Source organism: Rheinheimera sp. ATLC3, from assembly GCF_059429535.1.
The window spans coordinates 1,043,923-1,061,082 of the sequence record NZ_CM182103.1; the positions used below are offsets into that span (position 1 = coordinate 1,043,923).

20 protein-coding genes and 4 tRNA genes are annotated in these 17,160 nt (G+C 49.2%); 17 read left to right on the forward strand and 7 right to left on the reverse strand.

The features are described 5' to 3' along the window. Positions 1–49: 49 nt before the first annotated feature. The 6 genes from lolB to ychF all read left to right on the forward strand — a co-directional run bounded on the left by lolB (position 50) and on the right by ychF (position 5,020). Entirely contained in the window at positions 50–658 is a 609-nt protein-coding gene (gene lolB / locus AC5SV9_RS04920; protein ID WP_475146800.1) for a lipoprotein insertase outer membrane protein LolB, read from the forward strand. Beyond that, positions 655–1,500, forward strand: a complete 846-nt coding sequence (gene ispE, locus AC5SV9_RS04925; RefSeq protein ID WP_475146802.1) for a 4-(cytidine 5'-diphospho)-2-C-methyl-D-erythritol kinase — start codon at positions 655–657, stop codon at positions 1,498–1,500. Before lolB ends, ispE begins: the two co-directional genes overlap by 4 nt. A gap of 79 nt (positions 1,501–1,579) precedes the next feature. Beyond that, positions 1,580–2,515: a ribose-phosphate pyrophosphokinase gene (locus AC5SV9_RS04930; RefSeq protein WP_240783744.1), complete on the forward strand. Its 936-nt coding sequence runs from the start codon at positions 1,580–1,582 to the stop codon at positions 2,513–2,515. Between the two features lie 164 nt (positions 2,516–2,679). Beyond that, positions 2,680–3,285 carry a 50S ribosomal protein L25/general stress protein Ctc gene (locus tag AC5SV9_RS04935; protein WP_331924134.1) on the forward strand — a complete coding sequence of 202 codons (606 nt, stop codon included), beginning with the start codon at positions 2,680–2,682 and terminating at the stop codon, positions 3,283–3,285. Then, positions 3,285–3,887 (forward strand): aminoacyl-tRNA hydrolase, encoded by a 603-nt coding sequence (gene pth / locus AC5SV9_RS04940; protein WP_475146804.1) that lies wholly within the window; start codon positions 3,285–3,287, stop codon positions 3,885–3,887. The genes AC5SV9_RS04935 and pth overlap by 1 nt, the downstream gene beginning before the upstream one ends. A 41-nt stretch (positions 3,888–3,928) precedes the next feature. Next, entirely contained in the window at positions 3,929–5,020 is a 1,092-nt protein-coding gene (ychF, locus tag AC5SV9_RS04945; protein ID WP_475146806.1) for a redox-regulated ATPase YchF, read from the forward strand. A 73-nt stretch (positions 5,021–5,093) separates the two neighbouring features. Here ychF and AC5SV9_RS04950 read toward each other — a convergent pair whose 3' ends face one another. Beyond that, entirely contained in the window at positions 5,094–6,419 is a 1,326-nt protein-coding gene (locus tag AC5SV9_RS04950; protein ID WP_475146808.1) for a methyl-accepting chemotaxis protein, read from the reverse strand. 297 nt (positions 6,420–6,716) lie between these two features. Here AC5SV9_RS04950 and AC5SV9_RS04955 point away from each other — a divergent pair. The 4 genes from AC5SV9_RS04955 to AC5SV9_RS04970 all read left to right on the forward strand — a co-directional run bounded on the left by AC5SV9_RS04955 (position 6,717) and on the right by AC5SV9_RS04970 (position 7,129). Next, positions 6,717–6,793 (forward strand) — tRNA-Met (locus tag AC5SV9_RS04955). A gap of 20 nt (positions 6,794–6,813) precedes the next feature. Then, positions 6,814–6,898: transfer RNA gene (locus tag AC5SV9_RS04960), tRNA-Leu, on the forward strand. A 30-nt stretch (positions 6,899–6,928) separates the two neighbouring features. Beyond that, a tRNA-Gln gene (locus AC5SV9_RS04965) sits at positions 6,929–7,003 on the forward strand. Between the two features lie 51 nt (positions 7,004–7,054). Further along, a tRNA-Gln gene (locus AC5SV9_RS04970) sits at positions 7,055–7,129 on the forward strand. 314 nt (positions 7,130–7,443) lie between these two features. On the opposite strand, the gene AC5SV9_RS04975 is transcribed toward AC5SV9_RS04970, so the two are convergent. After that, entirely contained in the window at positions 7,444–8,622 is a 1,179-nt protein-coding gene (locus AC5SV9_RS04975) for an FAD-dependent oxidoreductase (RefSeq protein ID WP_475146809.1), read from the reverse strand. Between the two features lie 159 nt (positions 8,623–8,781). Here AC5SV9_RS04975 and AC5SV9_RS04980 point away from each other — a divergent pair, with 159 nt between their 5' ends. From AC5SV9_RS04980 to ppiC, 4 genes are all read left to right on the forward strand, one after another. Continuing rightward, entirely contained in the window at positions 8,782–9,414 is a 633-nt protein-coding gene (locus tag AC5SV9_RS04980; RefSeq protein ID WP_475146812.1) for a peroxiredoxin-like family protein, read from the forward strand. A 185-nt stretch (positions 9,415–9,599) separates the two neighbouring features. Further along, positions 9,600–10,496, forward strand: coding sequence for an N-carbamoylputrescine amidase (gene aguB, locus AC5SV9_RS04985; protein ID WP_134056938.1), 897 nt, complete (start codon positions 9,600–9,602; stop codon positions 10,494–10,496). Next, positions 10,497–11,618 (forward strand): agmatine deiminase, encoded by a 1,122-nt coding sequence (gene aguA / locus AC5SV9_RS04990; protein ID WP_475146814.1) that lies wholly within the window; start codon positions 10,497–10,499, stop codon positions 11,616–11,618. A 342-nt stretch (positions 11,619–11,960) separates the two neighbouring features. Next, the gene (gene ppiC / locus AC5SV9_RS04995; RefSeq protein WP_475146817.1) at positions 11,961–12,239 is read left to right on the forward strand and encodes a peptidylprolyl isomerase PpiC; all 279 of its coding nucleotides are present in this window, start codon (positions 11,961–11,963) and stop codon (positions 12,237–12,239) included. A 9-nt stretch (positions 12,240–12,248) separates the two neighbouring features. Here ppiC and AC5SV9_RS05000 read toward each other — a convergent pair whose 3' ends face one another. The 3 genes from AC5SV9_RS05000 to AC5SV9_RS05010 all read right to left on the reverse strand — a co-directional run bounded on the left by AC5SV9_RS05000 (position 12,249) and on the right by AC5SV9_RS05010 (position 14,745). Continuing rightward, positions 12,249–12,950 carry an RES family NAD+ phosphorylase gene (locus tag AC5SV9_RS05000; protein ID WP_475146819.1) on the reverse strand — a complete coding sequence of 234 codons (702 nt, stop codon included), beginning with the start codon at positions 12,948–12,950 and terminating at the stop codon, positions 12,249–12,251. A gap of 8 nt (positions 12,951–12,958) precedes the next feature. Continuing rightward, positions 12,959–13,357: an MbcA/ParS/Xre antitoxin family protein gene (locus AC5SV9_RS05005; RefSeq protein WP_475146821.1), complete on the reverse strand. Its 399-nt coding sequence runs from the start codon at positions 13,355–13,357 to the stop codon at positions 12,959–12,961. A gap of 137 nt (positions 13,358–13,494) precedes the next feature. After that, positions 13,495–14,745 (reverse strand): DEAD/DEAH box helicase, encoded by a 1,251-nt coding sequence (locus tag AC5SV9_RS05010; RefSeq protein ID WP_475146824.1) that lies wholly within the window; start codon positions 14,743–14,745, stop codon positions 13,495–13,497. Between AC5SV9_RS05010 and AC5SV9_RS05015 the strand changes: the two genes are divergently transcribed. The 3 genes from AC5SV9_RS05015 to AC5SV9_RS05025 are packed head-to-tail and all read left to right on the forward strand — an operon-like array spanning position 14,739 to position 16,028. Further along, positions 14,739–14,861, forward strand: a complete 123-nt coding sequence (locus AC5SV9_RS05015; protein ID WP_475146825.1) for a hypothetical protein — start codon at positions 14,739–14,741, stop codon at positions 14,859–14,861. The genes AC5SV9_RS05010 and AC5SV9_RS05015 overlap by 7 nt on opposite strands. Next, positions 14,858–15,133: a GIY-YIG nuclease family protein gene (locus AC5SV9_RS05020; protein ID WP_475146827.1), complete on the forward strand. Its 276-nt coding sequence runs from the start codon at positions 14,858–14,860 to the stop codon at positions 15,131–15,133. The genes AC5SV9_RS05015 and AC5SV9_RS05020 overlap by 4 nt, the downstream gene beginning before the upstream one ends. After that, on the forward strand, positions 15,126–16,028 hold the full coding sequence (locus AC5SV9_RS05025) for an AEC family transporter (protein WP_475146829.1): 903 nt from the start codon (positions 15,126–15,128) through the stop codon (positions 16,026–16,028). The genes AC5SV9_RS05020 and AC5SV9_RS05025 overlap by 8 nt, the downstream gene beginning before the upstream one ends. Here the strand turns inward: AC5SV9_RS05025 and AC5SV9_RS05030 are convergent. Continuing rightward, positions 16,025–16,201, reverse strand: coding sequence for a type II toxin-antitoxin system antitoxin (locus tag AC5SV9_RS05030; protein WP_475146831.1), 177 nt, complete (start codon positions 16,199–16,201; stop codon positions 16,025–16,027). The genes AC5SV9_RS05025 and AC5SV9_RS05030 overlap by 4 nt on opposite strands. A gap of 8 nt (positions 16,202–16,209) precedes the next feature. Beyond that, positions 16,210–17,067 (reverse strand): SPFH domain-containing protein, encoded by an 858-nt coding sequence (locus AC5SV9_RS05035; RefSeq protein WP_475146833.1) that lies wholly within the window; start codon positions 17,065–17,067, stop codon positions 16,210–16,212. Positions 17,068–17,160 lie beyond the last annotated feature (93 nt).

A 17,160-nucleotide genomic window follows, 5' to 3' on the forward strand; every position in this document is an offset into this window, starting at 1 on the left:
AAAGCCCCAACTTAATAAAAGCTAAGAAAGCTAAGCGAAGGACTTTAGTGTGGCCCAGCCTATTTTACGCCCGTTGTTCGTCAGTATTTTTCTTCTGTGGTTAAGTGGCTGTAGTGTGCTGCAACACCAGCATCCGGCCGAGCCACCGCTTACGATGTCAGAACGTGAGCAAAAATTAACCGCAATGCAGCAGTTCAGTCTGCAGGCCAGTGTCGGTGTAAAAAGCCCGGCTGAATCAATAAGCGGCAACCTGCGCTGGCAACAGCAAAACAACGCTGAATATCATGCCAGGCTGAGCAACTTTCTTGGTATCAGTCTGTTTGAGCTGACACAGGACAACAGCGGCAGCGAGATCCAGATCAAAGGTGAGAGTTACCGCGCTTCAGATACCAGCACCCTGCTATTGCAATTATCCGGCTGGTCGATGCCATTACAGGATATGCCGCTATGGCTACGCGGCTTGCCCGGTAGTAATGGCCGCGATGTCCAGCGTGATGACTATGGCCGCATAGTGTCGTTTAACCTGACAGACAGCACCGGCATTATCTGGCAGCTTGAATACCAGAGTTTTTTCAACGACAGCCTGGCCTTGCCTAAACGTATCGTCCTTAGCAGCAGCGATAGCCAGATTAAAGTGGTAGTAAGGAGCTGGCAATGACAACGATTACTTTGCCTGCCGTGGCGAAACTGAACCTGTTTTTACATATTACCGGCCGCCGGGCGGATGGTTACCATAACCTGCAGACACTGTTTCAACTGCTTGATAGCGGCGATGAACTAACCTTCACTTTACGTGAAGACAGCAACCTGGTGCTTGCCTGCAATGATACTGCCCTGGTAAACGAGCAGAATCTGGTGCTACGCGCGGCGCGTATGTTGCAGCAATACAGCAATTGTCCAAAAGGCTGCGATATCTATCTGGATAAACAGCTACCAATGGGCGGCGGTTTAGGTGGAGGCTCCTCAGATGCCGCCACGACACTACTTGGCCTGAACAAATTATGGCAGCTGGGTCTTAGCAATGATGAATTGGCAGCGCTAGGGCTGAAACTGGGCGCCGATGTACCGTTATTTGTGCGTGGTTTTAGCGCTTTTGCCGAAGGCGTCGGCGAAAAATTACAGCCGGTAGATTTACCCGGGCATGTTTACCTTGTCGTTACACCAGATTGTCATATCAGCACCGCTGAAATATTCCAACACCCTGATTTAATTAGAGACACACCATGCATCAACGCAGAGCAGGTGTTAACAGCACACTGGCAAAATGATTGCCAGCCACTGGTCGAGAGGCTCTACCCTATTGTTGCAATAACCTTACAGTGGTTGGTAGAATACGCGCCGTGTCAAATGACGGGTACTGGCGCCAGTGTGTTCGCCGCATTCCCGGACCAGACCAGTGCTCAGCATGCCCTGGCGCAATTACCACCATCCTGTCGTGGTTTTATTGCAAAGGGGGTCAACCAGTCGCCTGTGTGGGCTGCGTTGGCAGATACCGAATAAGTAACTGCAGCGGTGCTATTGCCGCTGTGAATTGATAAACCGGACTCAACACTGCCCTGAGGATCCTACCGTGCCTGACATGAAGGTTTTCGCTGGTAACGCCATACCAGAACTCGCAAGTAAAATCGCCAGCCGCCTGTATATCAAACTTGGAGATGCCGAAGTCGGCCGTTTCAGTGATGGGGAAGTCAGCGTTCAGATTAATGAAAACGTGCGTGGTTCTGATGTCTTTATTATTCAGTCTACCTGCGCACCAACCAACGATAACCTGATGGAACTGATTGTGATGGTAGATGCACTGCGCCGCGCGTCTGCCGGTCGTATCACAGCAGTAATGCCATACTTCGGTTATGCCCGTCAGGACCGTCGCGTGCGTTCAGCCCGGGTGCCTATCACCGCTAAAGTGGTAGCTGATTTCTTATCCAGCGTTGGTGTAGACCGTGTTTTAACAGTAGATCTGCATGCTGAGCAAATTCAGGGTTTCTTCGATGTACCGGTAGATAACGTATTTGCCAGCCCTGTGCTACTTGACGATATGCGCAAAAAGGCCTTCACCTCGCCTGTAGTCGTATCGCCGGATATCGGCGGTGTAGTGCGTGCACGTGCCATTGCCAAACTATTAAACGACGCTGATTTAGCCATTATCGATAAACGCCGGCCAAAAGCTAACGTCGCTCAGGTTATGCATATTATTGGTGATGTAAAAGATCGCGATTGTATTATCGTTGACGACATGATCGATACCGGCGGTACTTTATGTAAAGCCGCTGAAGCGTTAAAAGAGCAAGGGGCAAAACGTGTATTTGCCTATGCTACACACCCGGTGTTTTCAGGCACTGCGGCGCAAAACATCGCCAACTCAGTAATTGACGAATTAATTGTGACTGACACTATCCCGCTGACAGCAGAGATGAAAGCGGTAAGCAAAGTACGTCAGCTGACATTAAGCGAAATGCTGGCAGAATGTATCCGCCGTATCAGCAACGAAGAATCTATCTCTTCAATGTTTGACTAAGCAAAGCTTTTGCGAGAAGGCGCCGATTGGCGCCTTTTTTATTTTGGCTAAGGTTGTATTTGCAGCATTCAGGCACTGGTGGTAATATGTCGCGCCCCTGAAACGGGGCATCCAGCCTGAGACTGGTCGCAAGTCTTGGGATACTTAAATTTTTGGAGTACATCATGTCTGATGCAATCTTTACATTAAATGCAGAAGTCCGTACTGACTCGGGGAAAGGTGCGAGCCGCCGCCTGCGTCACGAAGACAAAGTTCCAGCCATCATTTACGGTGGTAGCAAAGCCCCTGTTTCTATCACCTTAGAGCACTCTAAGCTGTTAAAAGCACAAAGCTTCGAAGCGTTTTACTCGCACATTCTGACTATCAAAGTGGGCAAAGAAGACGTTAAAGCTATCGTTAAAGCGATGCAGCGTCACCCGTTCAAGCCACGCATTATGCACGTTGACTTCCAACGCGTTGAAGCTGGCCATGAACTGCACACTGTAGTGCCTGTTCACTTCGTTAACGAAGAAGCAGCCGTTAAGAAAGGTGGCGTAGTTGTTCACGCTGCTAACGAAGTAGAAATCTCTTGTCTGCCGAAAGACTTACCAGAGTTTATCGAAGTTGACATGAGCGATGTTGAAGTGGGTGCTCACCTGCACTTATCTGACATCAAAGCACCAAAAGGTGTAACTTTCGTTCAATTAGCGAAAGGTCAGGACTTAGCCGTTGTTTCTGTGAACAAACCAGCTGGTAAAGCAGCTGACGCAGAAGAAACTGCCGCTGAGTAATGTCTGATAAGACTCAATCAGCCATACAGTTGATTGTGGGCCTGGGTAATCCAGGCCCGGAATACAGCCAGACCCGGCATAATGCTGGCGTCTGGTTTGTTGAACAACTGGCACGAAGCTTTAACGTCAGTTTAAAAAGCGAACCGAAATTCTTCGGTCATACCGGCAAGTTCGTTGCTGCCGGGCAAGAGTTCAAACTTCTTATTCCCTCCACCTTTATGAACCTAAGCGGTAAAGCCGTCTTGGCGATGACGCAATTTTATAAGCTGGCACCGGAAAACATTCTGGTGGCGCACGATGAGATGGCACTTGACCCTGGCATTGCCAAATTTAAATTAGGTGGCGGTCACGCCGGGCACAATGGCCTGCGCGATATTATTTCCCGTTTTGGTAACAACCAGAACTTTTACCGTTTGCGCTTAGGTATTGGCCATCCGGGCCACAAAGATAAAGTTACCGGCTATGTTTTGGGTAAAGCCCCGGCCAGTGAGCAAAAACTTATCGAGCAAACGATAGATGAAGCAGTATCATGCTTTGACATTTTGGCCAAAGATGGCCTGATTAAAGCACAGAACCGCTTACACAGTTTTAAAGCCGGCTAAACCTAGCCGCCGTTACTTACAGCACGCAAAGGATACAAATTATGGGTTTCAAATGTGGCATCGTCGGCTTACCAAACGTAGGCAAATCCACGTTGTTCAACGCCTTAACTAAAGCAGGCATTGAAGCGGCTAACTTTCCGTTCTGTACTATCGAGCCTAATACCGGCGTAGTACCGGTACCCGATCTGCGTTTAGACAAACTGGCCGCTATCGTGAACCCGCAGCGCGTGCTGCCAACCACAATGGAATTTGTTGATATTGCCGGCCTGGTAAAAGGCGCGTCAAAAGGCGAAGGTTTAGGTAACAAATTCCTGGCTAACATCCGCGAAACGGATGCCATTGGCCACGTAGTACGCTGCTTTGACGATGAAAATATTATTCACGTTGCCGGTAAAATTGACCCGGCTGATGATATCGACACTATCAATATGGAATTGGTACTGTCTGATATGGACAGCACAGAACGGGCGATTTTGCGCGTTAGCAAAAAAGCTAAAGGCGGCGACAAAGACGCTAAAGCCGAAATGACAGTGCTGGAAAAAGTAAAAGCCCACTTAGAGCAAGGCTTAACATTGCGCCAGCTGGAACTGGATAAAGACGAAAAGGCATTAATTGCCTACATGAACTTCTTAACCATCAAGCCAACCATGTATATCGCCAACGTGACAGAAGACGGTTTCGAAAATAACCCGTACTTAGATATCGTTAAAGGCATCGCAGACAAAGAAGGCGCCATTGTAGTACCGGTATGTGCGGCTATCGAATCTGAAATTGCTGAGCTGGACGACGATGAAAAGGCTGAGTTTATGGCAGATATGGGTCTGGAAGAGCCCGGTCTTAACCGTGTTATCCGCGGCGGTTATTCACTGTTAAACCTGCACACCTATTTTACTGCTGGTGTAAAAGAAGTCCGCGCCTGGACTGTTGCTATTGGTGCGACTGCGCCTCAGGCGGCTGGTGTTATTCACACCGACTTTGAAAAAGGCTTTATCCGCGCTGAAGTAGTCGGTTATGACGATTTCGTACAGTACAACGGTGAAGCTGGTGCTAAAGAAGCCGGTAAATGGCGTTTAGAAGGCAAAGACTACATCGTAAAAGATGGCGATGTGATGCATTTCCGTTTTAACGTTTAAAAGTTGTTACCTCTCTGCTTAACGCAGAGAGGTTCCCCCGCTCATTGTTACGTCACTTGTTGTTACGACAGCCTTACTTCGCAATCTGATTGGCAAATTGTGACACCGCAGCAACCACTTTCTGTGCTGCTTCCTGAATATCGTCAATCGTTAATCTGGCCTGGTTTACCAGCTCCGTGACATCTTTCGCACGCGTCTGGCTTGATTCGATAATATCTACCGCGCTGCCGGAGAGTTGCTGGTTGCGGCCAACCACCTCAACAATTTCTACAGTAGCAGCACTGGTTCGCGATGCCAGCTGGCGAACTTCATCAGCGACTACAGCAAAGCCCCTGCCCTGCTCACCGGCACGAGCCGCTTCTATTGCTGCATTTAATGCCAATAGATTGGTTTGATCGGCAATACTACTGATGCTTTGCACTATGTTACCGATAACCTGCGATTGTTTAGCCAGATCATTGATATTCTCTACTGCCGTTATCATTTGCTGCTCGAGCTGCCCCATCCTTGCCGTCATATCGTTCATAACGTCAATACCACGCCTGGCACTGCTATCTGTAGCTTTGGACGTATCAAAAGCCACCTGAGCCGCAGCAGAGACTTTCTGCTCCTGTTCTACCTGCTCAGTTATCACAGTGGCAAACTTCACCACTTTGTAGTACTTACCTGTCGCATCTGCTATTGGATTGTAAGACGCCTCCAGCCATACATCTCTGCCTGCCCGGTCCAGCCTGTTAAAACGCTGGGCAATAAACTGGCCCTGACCAAGTTTTTGCCAGAACTGCTGATATTCTTTACTACCCGCAACGTCAGGCGGGCAGAACATGCGGTGGTGCTTGCCTTTTATATCTTCCAGGCGATAGCCCATAGCCCCTAAAAACAAATCATTGGCAAAAAGCACATGGCCATCAACATCAAACTCGATCATCGCGGTAGAGCGTTGAATCGCTTTAATCATGCTTTCATACTGCTGCGACGCATCGATGGTTCGGGTCAGGTTATTGGCAAACACTTCAAAATGGTCCAGCTTATTGTGTTGATCCAGCACAGGTGACACTACAGCCCTCAGCCACAACTGCTGAGACAAGTTATTTTCTATCTGCCAGGCACCGACCCAAAACTTATTACTGTTCAAAGCATTACACATTTTTTTGTAGTGTTCGGTATTGCGCAGCAACACTGGAACCAAATCTGCCATATTGCGGCCAAGTAATTGGCTCTGTTCCAACTGTGTTTCTTTGCTGAAGTTGCTGTCAGCTGCTTTGATAATGCCGTTGGTATCCAGTATCAGATACATCAATTGCCCACTGAAACGCTCGTTAGCCTGCTTAAGCAGCGTAATTTCTTCTTTAAGGCGAGCATTTTCTGCTTTTAAACTACTTCCAAACCAGCCCAACATAGGCTCTCCTGATATAAATTACTGCAAATATTCAGATTGCAACCCAGCGCTGTTTAACGTGAAGCAAGCTCATTTAGATCACTATACCAGAAACTAAATTTGCTAGGGCAGTACAAGCTGCAAAGCTTGTCTGAAGGATAATCAGGTGATTAAGCAATTAGTTTTGTTTAAATTCATAGCAGCATGAGTAAAAAAACAGCAAACAAACATAAGTTATGATTAAGCTGGTAAAAAACGGTTGACGCTATAGGGGCAGTTCTGGATAATACGCGCCACTTGCTTAGGTCAAGTTAGCGTGGCTACATAGCTCAGCTGGTTAGAGCACAGCACTCATAATGCTGGGGTCGCAGGTTCGATTCCCGCTGTAGCCACCACTTTAACTTTACCTGTGCATGCGGGGATGGCGGAATTGGTAGACGCACTGGATTTAGGTTCCAGCGCCGCGAGGTGTGAGAGTTCGAGTCTCTCTCTCCGCACCACTTTTAAAGTGGATGCACACAAGTTTTTGCAGGGGCGTAGCCAAGCGGTAAGGCAGCGGGTTTTGATCCCGCCATGCGTTGGTTCGAATCCAGCCGCCCCTGCCATTAATTTATAGGTTGTGTGGTTTTGAAAACGACATGACACGCCCGTTTTGCAGGGGCGTAGCCAAGCGGTAAGGCAGCGGGTTTTGATCCCGCCATGCGTTGGTTCGAATCCAGCCGCCCCTGCCATTAAACAGTAAAACCCAGCTAAGGCTGGGTTTTTGCTTTTCAGTGCTTCATCAATTCAAAAGCATTTCTAATTTAGTTAACTTTTGCCGATTACAACATCTTCTGTGCTCACCGCAGCAACTCTCAAATGCTACCGCATTTGCTCAGACACTCTGCGGCTGCGCCAAAAGAGTTCTAATCTGCTACTGAGAGAAGGTTGGAACCCTGCAGAGCGCAGCCATAGAGTGTCTGAGTCCTGCCGCAGGCATAAGGACGAGTTGCTATGGCGAGCACGGCAGGCGTTGCAACCGTATCGCTAAGCTAATAATACCGACTTATTCCGACCCCACTGCATAACGCGCGACCAGCGTTTTAAGCTGCGTGCTGCGTGCTGCAACATTGAGTGTCAATTGCCGTAACGTACGCAGCGGCGCGATATCATTGCCAAACACCTGATAGAACCCGTCCATAGCACTCATCATCAGCAGGTTTGCCGGCTTACGTTTGCGCTGATAGCGCTGCAGCAGCTGCTCGCTACCGATATCACTATTATGGCGCTGCGCATCAATGATCAGCTCTGTCAGCAGTTTGGCGTCGGCAAACCCCAGATTAACGCCCTGTCCGGCTAACGGGTTAATAGTATGAGCGGCATCACCAGCCAGCACGACACGGCCGGCGTAATAACGGTTAGCGTCCATCCGCGCCAGCGGAAACCAGCTACTGGCCACAACGTCTACCGCACCTAATTGTGCGGGAAAAGCCTTAAGCAAATCCTGTGTTAACTGTGCCGGGCTAAGTTTAGCCAACTGTTTTACTTTAACAGCGTCTTCGTACCACACTACTGAGCCCTGCTGGCCATTTAACGGCAAAAAGGCTTTAGGCCCGCTTGGCGTAAACTGTTGCCAGGTGACATTCTGTTGTGGGTAAGGCGTATTTACCAGTGCAACCAGGCACGCCTGACGATATTGCCAGCCATTAGTGCCGATACCTGCTAACTGACGCAGCTTTGAGTTGGCGCCGTCTGCAGCAATCACCAGCTTAGCGCTCAGTGCTTCACCGGTATCCAGTGTTATTTCTGCCTGTGCTGCAGTTTGCATTAGCGCAGTAACCGTCGCAGGGCAAAATGTGGTGACATTGGCATTGAACTGCTGCCACAGCGCCAGCTGCAACAGGTTGTTCTCCACTATATGGCCAAGATGGCTACGCTTGATGTCAGTAGCACTAAACGTAACAACACTGTCGGGTTGCTCAAATGCCTGCAAACGCTGATACGGACATACACGCATTTTCTCAAGCGCTTGCCAGGCTGCAAGTGACGTCAGCCAGGCTTCACTGGCCAGGTTGATTGATGATACGCGTAAATCCGGTGCACTGGCGGCATCAAAGGCTACCGGGGACTGTTTTTCTATTAAAGCCACCCGCAAACCGGCCTGACTAAGTGCCACGGCAATAGCCGCCCCCACCATGCCACCGCCAACGATACTAATATCAAACTGCTGCACTGTCGTAGTCATAACATTTTGTCTTGTGAAGAGTTAATCGTATTGTACGCTAGGGTCAGTCAAAAAAGAAAACCACTGGCGCCACAGTTAAAAGTTTACATTTTTGTTGAAAGCAAAATCGGGTTTGCCCTGTCTGTGTTATCTGTTCATCTGACAACAAGGACATACTCCATGAAACGTTATCCTATTGCTGCCTCGGCAATATTGTTCAGCATCAAACTTATGGCGGCACCTGCTATTGCCAATGCGCCAGAGCAGGTCACTCCGCTGTTAAACGGCCTGAACATACCGCAGGTCAGCTTAACTGCGGCTGATGGTAAAACCGTTGCACTACAGCAACTGGTGCAGCAAAAACCCAGTGTGCTGGTGTTTTACCGCGGCGGCTGGTGTCCCTATTGCAATGCACAGCTTGCATCACTTCGGGAGATTGAGCCTGTACTTGAAAAACTCGGTTATCAGTTAATTGCCATAACGCCGGACAGTGTGGCATCTATCAATAAAAGTCTGAAAGACACTGGTGGCCAAAAGCTGAACTATACCTTGTTGTCAGATAGTCATTTCAGCGCCAGCAGTGCCTTTGGCCTGGCCTATTATCTGGATGACAAAACCGCAGCAGCCTACAAAGGCAAACTGGGCAGCCTAATCACCACCGAAGCGGGCACTGAAAAAGTTGTGTTACCAGTACCTGCGGTGTATATCGTTAATACCCAAGGTGAGGCGCTGTTTAATTATGTGCACATCAACTACAAAACCCGTTTACACAGTGAGTTATTGCTAAAAGCGGCTGAGTTAGCGCTGCAATAAACTCTGCAATTTTCAGGTTGTCTCTCACCTGTTCACAGCAGCAGACAAACTTAGTGTTTGTGCTGCTGTTTTTTTACTTAAAAGCGTTGACGACAGCATAAAAATACGGCATTTTTCGCGCCCTGTTTGGCAAGCGTTATATCTGATGCTAGCCTGTTGGTTTTACCCTGTGCCGGAGATGACTGATGCGTAATGTAACTGTTGCTGCTACCCAAATGATTGGCGGCTGGAATGTCGATGAAAACATTGCCCGTGGTGAACGTTTAGTACGTGACGCCGCAGCAAAAGGCGCACAGATCATTCTGCTGCAGGAGCTGTTTGAGCGTAACTACTTCTGTCAGAAGCAAAAACCAGAGTATCTGGAATTTGCCACTACAGTGGCAGAAAACAAAGCTGTGGCGCATTTTACTAAAATAGCCAAAGAGCTGAATGTGGTACTGCCAATCAGCATATATGAGCGTGCGGGCCACTGCCTGTATAACAGCGTAGTGATTATTGATGCTGACGGCGAAAATCTGGGTACCTACCGTAAAAGCCATATTCCAGACGGCCCCGGCTACAGTGAAAAGTACTATTTCACGCCTGGCGACACAGGTTTTAAAGTGTTCGATACCAAATACGCCCGTATCGGCGTGGGTATCTGCTGGGATCAGTGGTTTCCGGAGTGTGCACGCAGCATGGCACTGATGGGTGCAGAGCTGCTGTTCTACCCAACCGCTATCGGCAGCGAACCACACGACCCAACGATCAGTTCGCGCGATCACTGGCAGCGCACGCAGCAGGGTCATGCGGCAGCAAACTTGACACCGCTTATCGCGTCAAACCGTATTGGTACTGAAACCGAAGGCGACTACCATATTACGTTCTACGGCAGCTCTTTTATTGCGGATGCGACAGGCGCCAAAGTCCAGGAAGCCGGTGAAACCGAAGAAGCTGTACTGGTACACACTTTTGATTTAGATGCCGTTGCTGCTACCCGTCGCGCCTGGGGCATGTTCCGCGACCGCCGCATTGATTTATACGGTGCCGTGCTGACCAAAGACGGTGAAACCAAGCAACCTAAAACACAAGGCGGTAATTAAGTGGCGTTTCGTAATTTAAGCTCTACTCCACGCGCCGATGGTTTTAGCATGCCCGCTGAGTGGGCAACACATAAACAAACCTGGATGGTATGGCCTGAGCGCACTGATAGCTGGCGCTTAGGTGCTAAACCGGCGCAGCAGGCGTTTGTTACTGTGATTAAAGCCATCGCCGGTTTTGAACCGGTTACCGTAGGTGCCTCGGCAGCGCAATATGCTAACGCCTTGGCGCAGCTGACCGATGCGGGCACAAAATTCCCTATCCGCGTGGTGGAGATTTCCAATAACGACGCCTGGTGCCGTGATACCGGCCCAACCTTCGTGACCAACGCAGCCGGTGAAGTACGCGGTATCGACTGGACGTTTAACGCCTGGGGCGGTTTAAACGGTGGTTTGTATTTCCCGTGGGACAAAGACGACCAGGTTGCCAGTAAAATTCTCGGCATTGAGCAGTTGCCACGTTACCGCACTGAAGGTTTTGTACTTGAAGGTGGCGCTATTCATGTTGATGGTGAAGGCACGCTGCTAACCACAGCCGAGTGTTTGCTGAACAAAAACCGTAACCCGCATTTAAGCTGTGAGCAGATTGAACAGCAGATGCGCGATTATCTGGGCATCGATAAAGTACTGTGGTTAGAAGACGGTATTTTTAATGATGAAACCGATGGCCATATCGACAATATGGCCTGCTTTGTTAAGCCGGGCGAAGTGGTACTGGCCTGGACGGATGACGAATCTGATCCGCAGTATGCCCGCAGCAAAGCGGCGCTGGATTACTTAGAAGCCGCTACCGATGCCAAGGGCCGTAAGCTTAAGGTACATAAGCTGCCGGTGCCTGCGCCGATTATGGCTAAAGCAGAAGAATACGCCACGGTAGATGCAACGATGAGCGCTATTCCACGCGAGGCTAATGCCCGGCTGGCTGGCTCATACATTAACTTTTATCTGTGTAACGGCGGCTTAATACTACCGACTTTTGATGACCCGAATGATAAAGTGGCGGCAGAAATTCTGCAAAGCCTGTATCCACAGCATAAAGTGGTTACTGTGCCGGGGCGGGAAATTCTGTTAGGTGGCGGTAATATTCACTGTATTACCCAACAGCAGCCCTGCGGAACAAAGTAACAAGTGCATAGTTCCACAAGGTAACAACACACAGGGACGCCGTGGATCCGTCCATGGAGGGTTACAAGCTCCTTCCATGGAGCTTGCCCTACCGGGCTGCTGCTCAGTTCAAATTCGTTCCAGACGAATTTGTCTCTGCGGCCTCCATGCCGCAGACGCCCTGTTTAGTTGTTACCTTGTTTTACCGATGGCACGGTCTAACCTTGCGTAGGTTAGAACTCCATTTTTGTTGCCACAGAGTGTTTGAGAGAGCACGTAAGCAGCGAAAGAGTTGCTGTGGCAAGCCAAAATGGATGTTGTAACCGTAGCGGTCTTTTAACTCTAAATGTGAAGAGTAAAACGATGTCCAAAGCCTGCGCCTTACATATACTGGTAAAAACCCGCGAAGAAGCGGAAAAACTGAAACAGCAATTAGCTAAAGGCGCTGATTTTGGCAAGTTAGCCAAGCAGCATTCGCTGTGCCCGTCGGGCAAAAAAGGCGGAGATTTAGGCGAGTTCCGTAAAGGCCAAATGGTAAAAGCCTTTGATGATGCCGTGTTCAAAGGCCCGGTATTGGAAGTTCAGGGGCCGGTGAAAACCCAGTTTGGTTTTCACCTGATCAAAACCCTGTATCGCAACTAGCTTAGCGGCTTATTCACTGCAACTGATAATCTTATTTATTGCACTGATACAGCCATTTTGCCAAATCATCTCATAATGAGCGCTTTGTACCATTTTGGTCACATAGCGCGGGCTGAACAAGCCCCAACATACTGCACCGCTGCTACGCACTGAATGATATTGCACACCGGCACTGCCAGTGCCGCGTAGCTTTAACCCCAAAGCTTGAGCCGCTGCATAATCGTCTTTCGCATAGATGGCATCGGTGCTTGGCAAAACCGTCAAATCTGCCAGCGCAACATTGCAAAACTCACAGCTTAAAGCACGAAATATAAAACGCTCGTACGCCAGCTCAGGTACCTTAGACCAGTACTTGTTCTGGTGGTAGGCCACCTCGCTAATAGCAGTTTTAACGGTATCGGCCAGATACAGCACACCAAAACGTCCGTCCGAAAAGCGGCTGCCAGAGGGGCTGACATGGGTAAAAGGCGCAACGGCATAAGAGCAACCTGCAATACCAAACGGAATGTCACTGCCTGGCAACAGGCTCAGGTTGCCAGCCATTGCTTTTAATCTGGGGTTGGTTAGCGCTTGCAACGCAAACAGAGCGTCAAACTCATCAGCATCAGCCACATCGTCAAACACTGACTGCGGCGGATATTTCGAATTAATCAGCCGGAAGCACTTTTGCTGTTGTATTTTCACATCAGCCAGCGTTGGAGCAGTTGGCACAGCCTTTATCACCACAGACCACCGCGTAACGCATCAATATGCTTATAGGTTTCATACAGCGCAGAAAACTGACCGCTGCTGATAACATCGAGCGGGCTCTGGCCATTAAAATAGGGATTGTGGTTAGACATTGCCATAAAACCGTACAGGTTTTGCGGGTTATCAAACAGCAACCGCAAGCTGCTATGAATATTCAGCAGATAGCTTATACGCTCTAACTGGTCCTGTGTCAGGCTGGCGCTGCCAGGGTCATTACGGTACTTATAATACGCGGCTTTGGATATCTGCAAAATACGTTGTATCTGCTCAGCAGAGCAGCGCCATTTATCCAGAATGGCAAATACCGTTTTTAAACCGGTCGCCGCTATCTGTCGTTGGCTTTGCTTATCAGACTGAACGAGCTGCATAACAACCTCTGTCACTCACACTAATAGTATTAGTGTAGACTAATTATGACATTTGGTCTATTAAGAGATTTTAAGCGATAAAAAAAGCAGACCGGATTGTCTGCTTTAGATTGCCAGCCCTGAGGCTGACTCTGTAGTTAGGCTTTACCCAACGCTTTTGCTCTGAGCTTAGCTTTGAGCGTGCCCTTCTTCATTGGTTTTTTGGCCTTTTCACCGTGGCGGGCCTGAGCTTGCTCGGGCGTAACATAATCAGGGTCATGTTCATAACCGGGCAGCACTGTCGCTGTGATCACCTGCTGAATTAACCGTTCAATATCCTGCAGCGCCTTAATTTCTTCCGGCGTGATAAGTGTTAATGCCACCCCACTGTTGCCTGCCCGGCCTGTGCGGCCAATACGATGTACGTAATCTTCCGGAACCTGCGGCAAGTCATAATTCACCACATAGGGTAATTCGTTAATATCAAGCCCGCGTGCGGCGATATCGGTTGCGACCAAAACCCTTACGCTGCCGCTTTTAAAATCATCCAATGCTTTAGTGCGTGCACCCTGGCTTTTATCACCGTGAATAGCAGCGCATTTTAAACCGTCTTTTGCCAATTGTTTCGCCAGACGGTCAGCCCCATGCTTAGTACGAACAAACACCAGCACCTGCGGCCAGTTATTTTTGCCAATAACGTGCGATAGCAGCTCACGTTTACGATGACGGTCTACCAGATAAGCCAGTTGTTCTACCCGCTCTGCAGCGGCATTGGTGGCTGCAACTTCAATCAGCTGCGGGCTATTGAGCAGCTCATCGGCCAGTTGTTTTATTTCATTTGAATAGGTTGCTGAAAATAATAGTGTTTGTCGTTTCTCTGGCAATTTAGCCATAATGCGTTTGATATCGACAATAAAGCCCATATCCAGCATACGGTCAGCCTCATCCAGCACCAGCACGTCCAGCGCTGATAAGTCGACCGTTTTCTGATGCAGGTGGTCAATCAGGCGACCTGGTGTCGCGACCAGTATGTCCAGCCCCAGCTCGGCTTCATCATACTGTGGCCTTATCGACACACCACCGTAAAACACGGCAGAACGCATATTCAGGTACTGGCTATACTTGCGCACATTATCATACACTTGCTGCGCCAGCTCTCGGGTGGGCGTTAAAACCAGCACCCGTACCTGGTTTGCAGCTACGACCTTTGGTGCATTGAGCATTTGCTGCAGCAGCGGTAAAGTAAAGGCGGCTGTTTTACCTGTACCGGTCTGAGCACCAGCCAGAACGTCTTTACCCGCTAAAATGACCGGTATACTTTGCAGCTGCACCGGCGTAGGCGATGCATAACCCTGCTCTGTCAGAACGCGTAAGATGGGCGAAGCCAGTGCGAGAGATTGAAATGACATTAAAATTCCTGATTTACCTAACCGTGGCCCGTGCTGTCAGGCGTATTTATCTGTATAACGCCAATAGCAAAGCGCGCAGTATAACAGAACAGCGCCGGGCGGAGTTAGTGTGGTGAGTAACTGGTATTTGTATATGGTGCAAACCGCTGCGGGGCAATTATACACCGGTATCAGTAGGGATCCGGCACGGCGCTTACGCCAGCATAGCGGCGAAATAACAGGCGGCGCTAAAGCGCTACGTGGCAAAGGCCCTTTAACACTGGTATTTCAACAAACTTTGCCAGACAAAAGCAGTGCGGCAAAAGCCGAATATCAACTGAAACAGCTACCCAGAAGCGCCAAGCTGGCACTGGTTGCTGAGTATAACCGAAGTGAGTCTGATGGATAATTTTGTTCTGATCCTGGCCTATCTGATAATAGGTGTTTTGCTGCGCCGTCTGCCATCAATGCCACAAAACAGCGGTATAGCGCTGAATATGTATGTACTGTATGTTGCCTTACCGGCGTTAATCTTAAAAAACGTACCCCAGCTACAGTTCTCTGCTGAACTGCTGATCCCGGCGGTTACGCCCTGGTTTTTGCTGCTGATCGTGGTGGCAACGGTACTACTGCTAAGCAAATGGCTGAACTGGCCACGCGAGGTAACCGGAGCATTGTTAATAGTGCTGCCGCTTGGCAACACGTCATTTCTCGGCTTTCCGATGACGGCTGCATTATTTGGCGACGCCGCTATGCCCTATGCTGTGGTGTATGATCAAATCGGCTCTTTTATTGCGCTTGCAAGCTATGTCACGATTATTGCGGCTTTGTACAGCCCGACGGCCGCCAAACCAACGTTTAAAGGCATAGCAGTCAAAATCATTACTTTCCCTTCATTTATTGCTCTGGCACTTGGCTTGCTGCTGCGCGGGTATGACTATCCGCCCATTATCACACAACTGATTGATAATCTGGCGGCGACGCTGGTACCGGTGGTGATGGTCGCAGTCGGTTTTGCTTTAACGGTTAAATTCAGCAAAAGTGAAGTTGCCCCGCTGTTAAGCGCACTATCAATTAAACTTGTGATGATGCCTTTATTAGCAGCAGCGCTGTGGCTAATACTTGGTTATCGTGGTGTGGCGGTGAATATCAGTATTTTTCAGGCCGCGATGCCACCTATGATCTCCGCCGGGGCTATCGCTATTATGGCCGGGCTCGCGCCCCGGCTGGTCAGTGGCATTATCGGCCTGGGTATATTGCTGGGCTTGCTGACGTTACCTGTAGTGTCGTGGCTGCTGCATTAGTCGTCTTTGCGACTCTCATCAGCAGCAGCTGGTAAACGACCGGCTTTTTTCAGCGCATCATGCAGCAGATATTCAATCTGTCCGTTGATGCTGCGAAACTCATCATCTGCCCAGCGCTGCAGGGCGCTGAGCATTTTCTCATCAATACGTAACGCAAAGGCTTTCTTTGCCACAACAACCCCTACTGGTACAAACTACCGGTATTCACTACCGGCTGAACATGATGATCGCCACATAATACCACCAGCAGGTTACTGACCATAGCGGCTTTGCGCTCACCATCTAAATCAATAACATTTCGCTCTGACAAACTCTGCAAAGCGGTTTCAACCATACCCACGGCACCTTCGACAATTTTTTGCCGGGCCGCTACGATAGCGGCTGCTTGCTGACGCTGCAGCATGGCGCTGGCAATTTCAGCGGCGTACGCAAGATGGCTTATGCGCGCTTCCAGCACCTGCACCCCGGCTTTGTTTAACCGCGCCTGTATTTCCTGTTTCAGCAGTTCTGTCACTTCATCAGTACTGCTGCGCAAACTGATGGTCTCATCATTACCGGCGTCGTAGGCATAACTAGAGGCTAAATGGCGGATAGCAGACTCGCTTTGAATACTGACAAAGTTCTCATAGTTGTCTACCTCAAATACCGCCTCAGCACTATCGACCACTTTCCATACCACTACGGCAGCAATTTCAACCGGGTTACCGGCGTTGTCGTTTACCTTCATTTTGCTGCTTTCAAAGTTACGTACCCGAAGCGAGACCTTTTGTTTGCTGTAAAATGGGTTAGCCCAGCGCAAGCCGTTGTTCAAGTCTGTACCCACATAGCGGCCGAACAACTGCAATACTGCAGACTGATTCGGATGCACCATATAAAACCCAAACCAGCAGACAAACACCGCTATGACCAATAACAAAGCAACGGGTTTGAGTATGATCGGTAGCAACGCTATACCGGCAATACCCACTATTTTTAGCATCAGCAACACGCCTATCATACCCAAACCATTTCTGCTGTTAATCATTCGTTCCTTCAACATACCCACACCCTCAATGTGATATCAATTTAATATCATATTAGTGCTATTTTTAGAAAGTGCAAGTTTTAACCGCTGTGGCCGGCAGCAATTTTC